The sequence below is a fragment of the Frankia sp. CoBUL1 genome (assembly GCF_978021245.1).
The window spans coordinates 1-6365 of record NZ_CDXDOS010000198.1; the positions used below are offsets into that span (position 1 = coordinate 1).

4 protein-coding genes are annotated in these 6365 nt (G+C 71.8%); 3 read left to right on the top strand and 1 reads right to left on the bottom strand.

The window, feature by feature from the left end; all coding sequences use genetic code 11:
* Positions 1-391: HNH endonuclease (locus AC08OX_RS13520; RefSeq protein ID WP_476608148.1), on the top strand; the 391-nt coding region annotated here is incomplete at its 5' end.
* Between the two features lie 110 nt (positions 392-501).
* Complete coding sequence (locus tag AC08OX_RS13525; RefSeq protein WP_476608149.1) at positions 502-2034, top strand: SDR family oxidoreductase; 1533 nt, start codon at positions 502-504, stop codon at positions 2032-2034.
* Between the two features lie 45 nt (positions 2035-2079).
* Here AC08OX_RS13525 and AC08OX_RS13530 read toward each other — a convergent pair whose 3' ends face one another.
* Positions 2080-4203: an ATP-binding SpoIIE family protein phosphatase gene (locus tag AC08OX_RS13530; RefSeq protein ID WP_476608150.1), complete on the bottom strand. Its 2124-nt coding sequence runs from the start codon at positions 4201-4203 to the stop codon at positions 2080-2082.
* Between the two features lie 397 nt (positions 4204-4600).
* On the opposite strand from AC08OX_RS13530, the gene AC08OX_RS13535 reads away from it, so the two are divergent.
* The coding region (locus AC08OX_RS13535; protein WP_476608151.1) for a glycoside hydrolase family 13 protein at positions 4601-6365 on the top strand (1765 nt) is incomplete at its 3' end.

Sequence of the window (6365 nt, forward strand, 5' to 3'; positions counted from 1 at the left end):
GTCCGCGACGGCATCCATCGATGTCCCGATCGTGGTCCGGTTAGCGCGTTTCGTCCGGGTGCCGTACCGCTCGCAGGTCCCGCTGACCCGCAAGGGTGTGCTGGCCCGCGACCATCATCGCTGCGTGTACTGCAATGCTCCGGCAACATCCCTGGATCATGTCATTCCACGCTCCCGTGGGGGCCCGCATGCGTGGGAGAACGTCGTGGCGGCCTGTGGCCGCTGCAACCATCTGAAAGCCGACCGGGCCGTCGCTGATCTCGGCTGGCGGCTCCGCACGGCGCCACGGGCGCCGAGCGGAGCCGCTTGGCGCATTCTGGGCTCCCGTCGGATGGATCCACGCTGGTCGGCCTACCTGAGTACCGACGTGACCGAGGCCGCCTCGGCCTGACGGCGCCCGCCCGGGGCGTTCCCCGCCTGTTCGAGGCGTTCCCCGGCACGGCGACGGCGGATCGGCCGGGCGCCAGGGTACGGCGGGGCCTACCGGGGCAGGTAACCAGCGTGCGCATCCTCGTCACCGGGGCGACCGGGTACATCGGCGGCCGGCTGGCTCCCCGCCTGCTCGACCGTGGCCACCACGTCCGGGTCATGACCCGGGATCCCGTCCGGCTGCGGGACATCCCGTGGGCCGTCCGGGCGGAGGTCGTCCGCGCCGACGCCCGGGATCCGGAGTCGTTGCGGTCCGCACTCGACGGGATCGAGGTCGCCTACTACCTCATCCACTCGATCGACAGTGGTGGTGACTTCTCCGCGGTCGACCGGCGGGCGGCGAACGCCTTCGCCGCCGCGGCCCGGGCGGCCGATGTCCGCAGGATCGTCTACCTCGGCGGGCTGGGCCCGGCGACGACGGGTGGCACGTCCGCCCATCTGAGCTCCCGCCAGGAGATCGGGAGGATCCTGCTCGGCTCGGGGGTTCCGACGATCGTGCTGCGTGCGGCGGTCGTCATCGGCAGCGGCAGCGCCTCGTTCGAGATGCTGCGCTACCTGACGGAGCGCCTGCCGGTGATGCTGACGCCGCGCTGGGTGCGGACCAGGATCCAGCCAATCGCCGTCCGGGACGTGCTGCATTATCTGATCGGCGCTCTGGAGGTCCCCGACGACGTCGAGGGCACCTTCGACGTGGGCGGCCCGGACATCCTGACCTATGCGGAGATGATGCAGCGCTTCGCCGCCGCCGAGGGGCTGCGGCGCCGGATCATCGTCCCGGTTCCGATCCTGTCCCCCGAACTGTCCTCGCTGTGGGTCGGGCTCGTCACCCCGGTGCCGGGCGGCATCGCGAGGCCGCTCATCCGTTCCTTGCGCAACGAGGTGGTGGTCCACGACCACCAGGTCGCCCGCTGGATCCCCGATCCTGCCGAGGGACTGCTGCCCTTCGACGCCGCGGTGGCCCTCGCACTGGCCCGGGTGCGGGCGCGTTCGGTGAAGACCCGATGGTCGACGGCGGTGTGGCCGGGTCCGGGAGGCGCATCGGACGACAGGGACGGCGCCGGTGCCACGCACCCCCCGAACGAGCCCCTGCCGACCGACCCGCAGTGGGCCGGGGGATCCCTCTACGTCGACGAGCGCAGCATGGCCGTGGCGGCGCCGCCGGCCTGTCTGTGGCACGTCATCGAGGGCATCGGGGGCGACAACGGCTGGTACTCGTGGCCCCTGGCCTGGTCCGCCCGCGGCTGGGTGAACACCGCCCTCGGTGGCGTCGGTCTGCGCCGGGGCCGGCGTGATCCGCAGCGGGTGCACGTCGGGGAGGCGCTGGACTTCTGGCGGGTCGAGGAGATCGAACCGGGCCACCTGCTCCGGCTGCGTGCCGAGATGAAGCTGCCTGGCGAGGCATGGCTGGAACTACGCTCGATGGTGGACTCCGAGGGCACCACGACCTACTCGCAGCGCGCGAGTTTCCTGCCCCGCGGACTTCCCGGGCAGCTCTACTGGTGGTCGGTCAGCCCGTTCCACGCAGCCGTCTTCGGTGGAATGCTGCGCAACATCGTGCGCAAGGCCGAGGACGAATGGGCCGCCCGCGCCGTCGCCACCGCCTGATCACGCGGCCTTGGCCCGGATCGTCAGGTGGCCCGGCCCCGGATGCTATCCCCAGCACCGGCCCTGGATCGGCGGGTCGAGGGGAGGCTTCCGGGACGGGCCCGCCGCGGGAGACGGATCGGGTCCAACGATCGGTCTCGTCGGGCCGGCAGCACCCGGCTCCTGGTCGGGTATCTCGATGTCGAACCAGACACGCTTGCCCCCGGGGGTCATCTCCACCCCCCAGGCTAGCGCCAGCGCCTCGACCAGCAGCAGGCCCCACCCCGACTCGGGCTCGGGTTTGTTCTCCGCGGCCGCGCCGGGCCGGGGCAGACGCGCGCCTTCCCGGTCCTCGACACTGATCCGCAGCCGACCGGGTTCCATCGATGCCCGCAGTACCAGATCACTGCGGGCGTGCAGCACCGCGTTCGTCACCACCTCGCTGACCAGCAGCATCGCGTCCTCGACGGAGGTGATCCCGCATTCGGCGAGGACCGAACGCATCGCTGTCCGGGCCTCGCCTGCCGACGCGGCCACCGCGGGCAACGCGAGTTCGAGCAATGGCGGGTTCACGGCCTGCGTGGTGAGCACCACCATGGCGGTGTCGTCGTCGGTCCGGGCCGGGAGATCGGCTGCGATCAGGCACCGTTCGAGCAGCGTGCGGGCGGTCTCCTCGACGGGGCCCTCGCCGGGGCCGTTGACGGTGTCCGGACCGAACCAGCTACGCGCCGCGAAGTTCACCCTGCGCGCCCGGCGCCGCCGGTCCGCCCAGGAGCGGCGTTCCGGCACCCCGGGGGGCGGGCCGAGCGACGGGCCGGGGGCCCGCCGATCCGTCCCCGCCTTCCCGGTCCGTTCCGCCTTCCCGGTCCGTTCCGCGCTCATGCCCTCGCCCTCGCCTCCGGCCGCCACGTCGGCACCCGCTGCGACTTCGACCGCCTTGAGGCCTACCGCGGCAGCCCGGGCCCGCTGTGTGGTAAGACCGCGTCGAAGATTGTCCAGGCCGTCCACGAGCGGTCGGCGTCGCGACTCCACCAGGCCGTCGGTGAACATCACCAACGCCGATCCGGGTGGAAGCGCGACGGTCGTCTCGCTGAACATCGCCCCCTCGCAGACTCCCAGCGGGAGCCCGGGGTCGAGCACCAGATAGTCGGGGTCCTCGTCGGGAAGGATCACCAACGGCGCGAGATGGCCGGCACTCGCGATCGTCGCCCGGCCGGTGTTCCGGTCATAGACGGCGTACATACAGGTCGCGAGCTGGAGACCGGGCAGCAGGCCGACGACCCGGTCGAGCCGGGTCAGCACCTCGACGGGGCTCCAATCCTCCAGGGCGTAGGCGCGCAGCGCCGCCCGCAGCTGGCCCATCACCGCCGCGGCGTGCAGGCCGCGCCCCATCACGTCACCGATGGCCACCCCGACCCGTCCCCCGGCGAGCGGTATGACATCGTAGAGATCGCCTCCCACCTCCGTGCCTGCCGTCCCCGGCCGGTACTCCATCGCGATCTCGACCCCGTCGAGTGCGGGGGGATGCGCCGGCAGGAGGGACCGTTGCAGGGTCAGCGCGGACTCCTGTGCCTCGCGGAAGCGTTGTGCGTTCTCCAGCGCGACGGCCCCCCGCCGGGCGAGGTCCTCCAGCAGGTTCACCTCCGCTCCGGAATAGAAGCCGGTGCCGCGCCCGACGGTGATCGCGCCGAGGATCCGGCCGTGCGCCGGCAACGGGACGGTGACGGTTGGACCGCTCTGGATCCGGCGGAACTGCTGGTAGGCGAGCTCGTACGGGAACAGCGGCACCGGGCGCAGCTCGTCGAAGTCCGGCAGACAGTACGTCTGGCCCTCACGCATGACGACGCCCGGCGGGAATTCGTCCGCGAGCTGGGGCGGCCGCGTGGCGACAATCGCCCGCATAATCCTGCCGACTTTCGGGTCGTGGAAGACCGAGGCACCGAGCCTGACCTGGTCACCCTCGCGCAGCCACACCAGGGCGCCCGTGCCGAGGCGGGGCACGGCGAGTCCGGCGATCAGATCGACGACCCGATCGGGGTCGAGGGAGGTGCCGAGGACGAGACCGGCATCGGCCAGGAAGGACGGATCGGAGCCGCTCGATCCGTCGTCATGCTCCCCCCGAGCACCGTGACACAGCGCGCGGACGGCCTCCCGCGCGGCCCGCAGACCTGCGGACGCCGACCGCCGCACCTGATCGGACCTCCGCGACTCACTGACGAACCTTGATATACCGGGCGCCTGGGGCGAACTCCCGGTGGATGGTTCCGACGTCACGGGCACACCATCACATCCCCGACCGAATCCGATTCCCGGTACCGCTTCGTAACAGCCAGTCACCCGGTCTATCTGCGGAAGTCTAGTTCGGATATCGGATATCACGCATCGGGGGAACGTCGACCCGAGCCGCAACCAGCACCCCATCGCCCTACCTTCGCCCCCACCGACCGGGTTTGATGCTGGACAGGCATCGCCCGACCGAGGAACACGCGCTCCGCCGCGCCGTCCCGACGCGGCGGAGCGGTCCCTGGATAGGCGCACAACAGGGAGCATCTGTCCCAAAAGGACCAGAAACGCCAGAAGGAGCCAGATGAGGACAGATCATTCTGTTGCGGGCTACTCCACAAAGACACCCTCATCTACCAAGAGAGAGAAAATATCTTCTTTCTACCCTCGATCTAGTGTCCAGCGCGGCCACCGGAGCGACGCGGGCGAGGGCAACGAGAACACCGAGGGCGCCGAGGACAACAAGGACAACAGCGCGGGAGCCGGCGACGCCGGGGAGCTGGATCGCCCGAATGGCGCCGACGGCCGGGGGCGGTCGCCCGGCCAGGACGGGACGTGGTGGCGCCGGGCCGTGCTGTACGAGGTGTACCTTCGCAGTTTCGCCGATTCCGATGGCGACGGGATCGGCGATCTGGAGGGGCTACGGCGGCATCTGCCCGTGCTGGCGGAACTCGGCGTCGACGCGATCTGGATCACGCCCTTCTACTCGTCCCCCATGGCCGATCACGGGTACGACGTCGCCGACCATCGCGGCGTGGATCCGCTCTTCGGTGACCTCGCGGACCTCGACGCCGTGCTCGCCGACGCCGCCGAGACCGGGCTCGCCGTGCTGATCGATCTCGTGCCGAACCACTCAAGCTCGGCGCATCCGGCGTTCCAGGCGGCGCTCGCGTCCGCGCCGGGCAGTCCCGAGCGGGAGCTCTACATCTTCCGCGACGGCCGAGGCCCCGGCGGCGAGCAGCCTCCGAACAACTGGGAATCGGTGTTCGGCGGATCGGCCTGGACGCGGGTGGCGGACGGCCAGTGGTACCTGCACCTGTTCGACGCCGAGCAGCCCGACTGGAACTGGGATCATCCCGCCGTCCGCGCGGACCATGCCGCGACGCTGCGGTTCTGGCTCGATCGAGGGGTCGACGGGTTCCGGATCGACGTGACCCACGGGCTGATGAAGGACACCGAGCTACGGGACAACCCGCCCGGCGCCCGGTTGGCTCCGGACAGCGGGTTCCGCGAGGAGCACGAGCCCCGGGTCTGGGACCAGGACGGGGTGCACGAGATCTACCGCGCGTGGCGCGCGATCACCGACGAGTACACCGCCCGCGACGGGCGTCCCAGGGTCCTGATCGGGGAGACCTGGGTGCGCGACCCGGCCCGGCTCGCCCGCTACGTGCGACCGGACGAGCTGCACCTGACGTTCTCGTTCTCCCTGCTGAGCATCCCCTGGTCGGCGGCGGCCTGGCGGGCCGCCATCGACGCCGAACGCGCCGCGCTGACGGCGGTCGGCGCGCCGGGCACCTGGGTGCTCGCCAACCACGACGTGGTGCGGCCGGCGACCCGTTACGGCGGCGGTCCCACGGGGACCCGCCGCGCGCGCGCCGCTCTGCTCACGCTGCTCGCGCTGCCCGGCACCGCGGTGCTGTACCAGGGCGACGAGCTGGCGCTGCCGCAGGCCGAGGTGCCGCCGGCCGCCCGTCGCGACCCGATCTGGACGCGGTCCGGGGGGACGTCGCCGGGCCGGGACGGCGCCCGGATCCCCCTGCCGTGGTCGGGGGACGCGCCTCCCTACGGATTCACCTCGGCCGGCGCCGACCCGTGGTTGCCGCAACCCGCCGACTGGGCGGACCTCGCGGTCCTCGCGCAGGCGGCCGACCCGATGTCGACCTGGCTGCTCGTGCGCAGCGCGCTCGCCCTGCGCCGCGCCCTCCCCCACCTGCGTGGCGACGACCTGCGCTGGCGGGACGACTCCCCGGCCGGATGCCTGGCCTTCGACCGCCCCGCGCCGGCAGGCTCGTCGGTGCCCCCGACCCCGCCCACCTCGGTGGGGTCGGCCAGTATGACATGCGTGACGA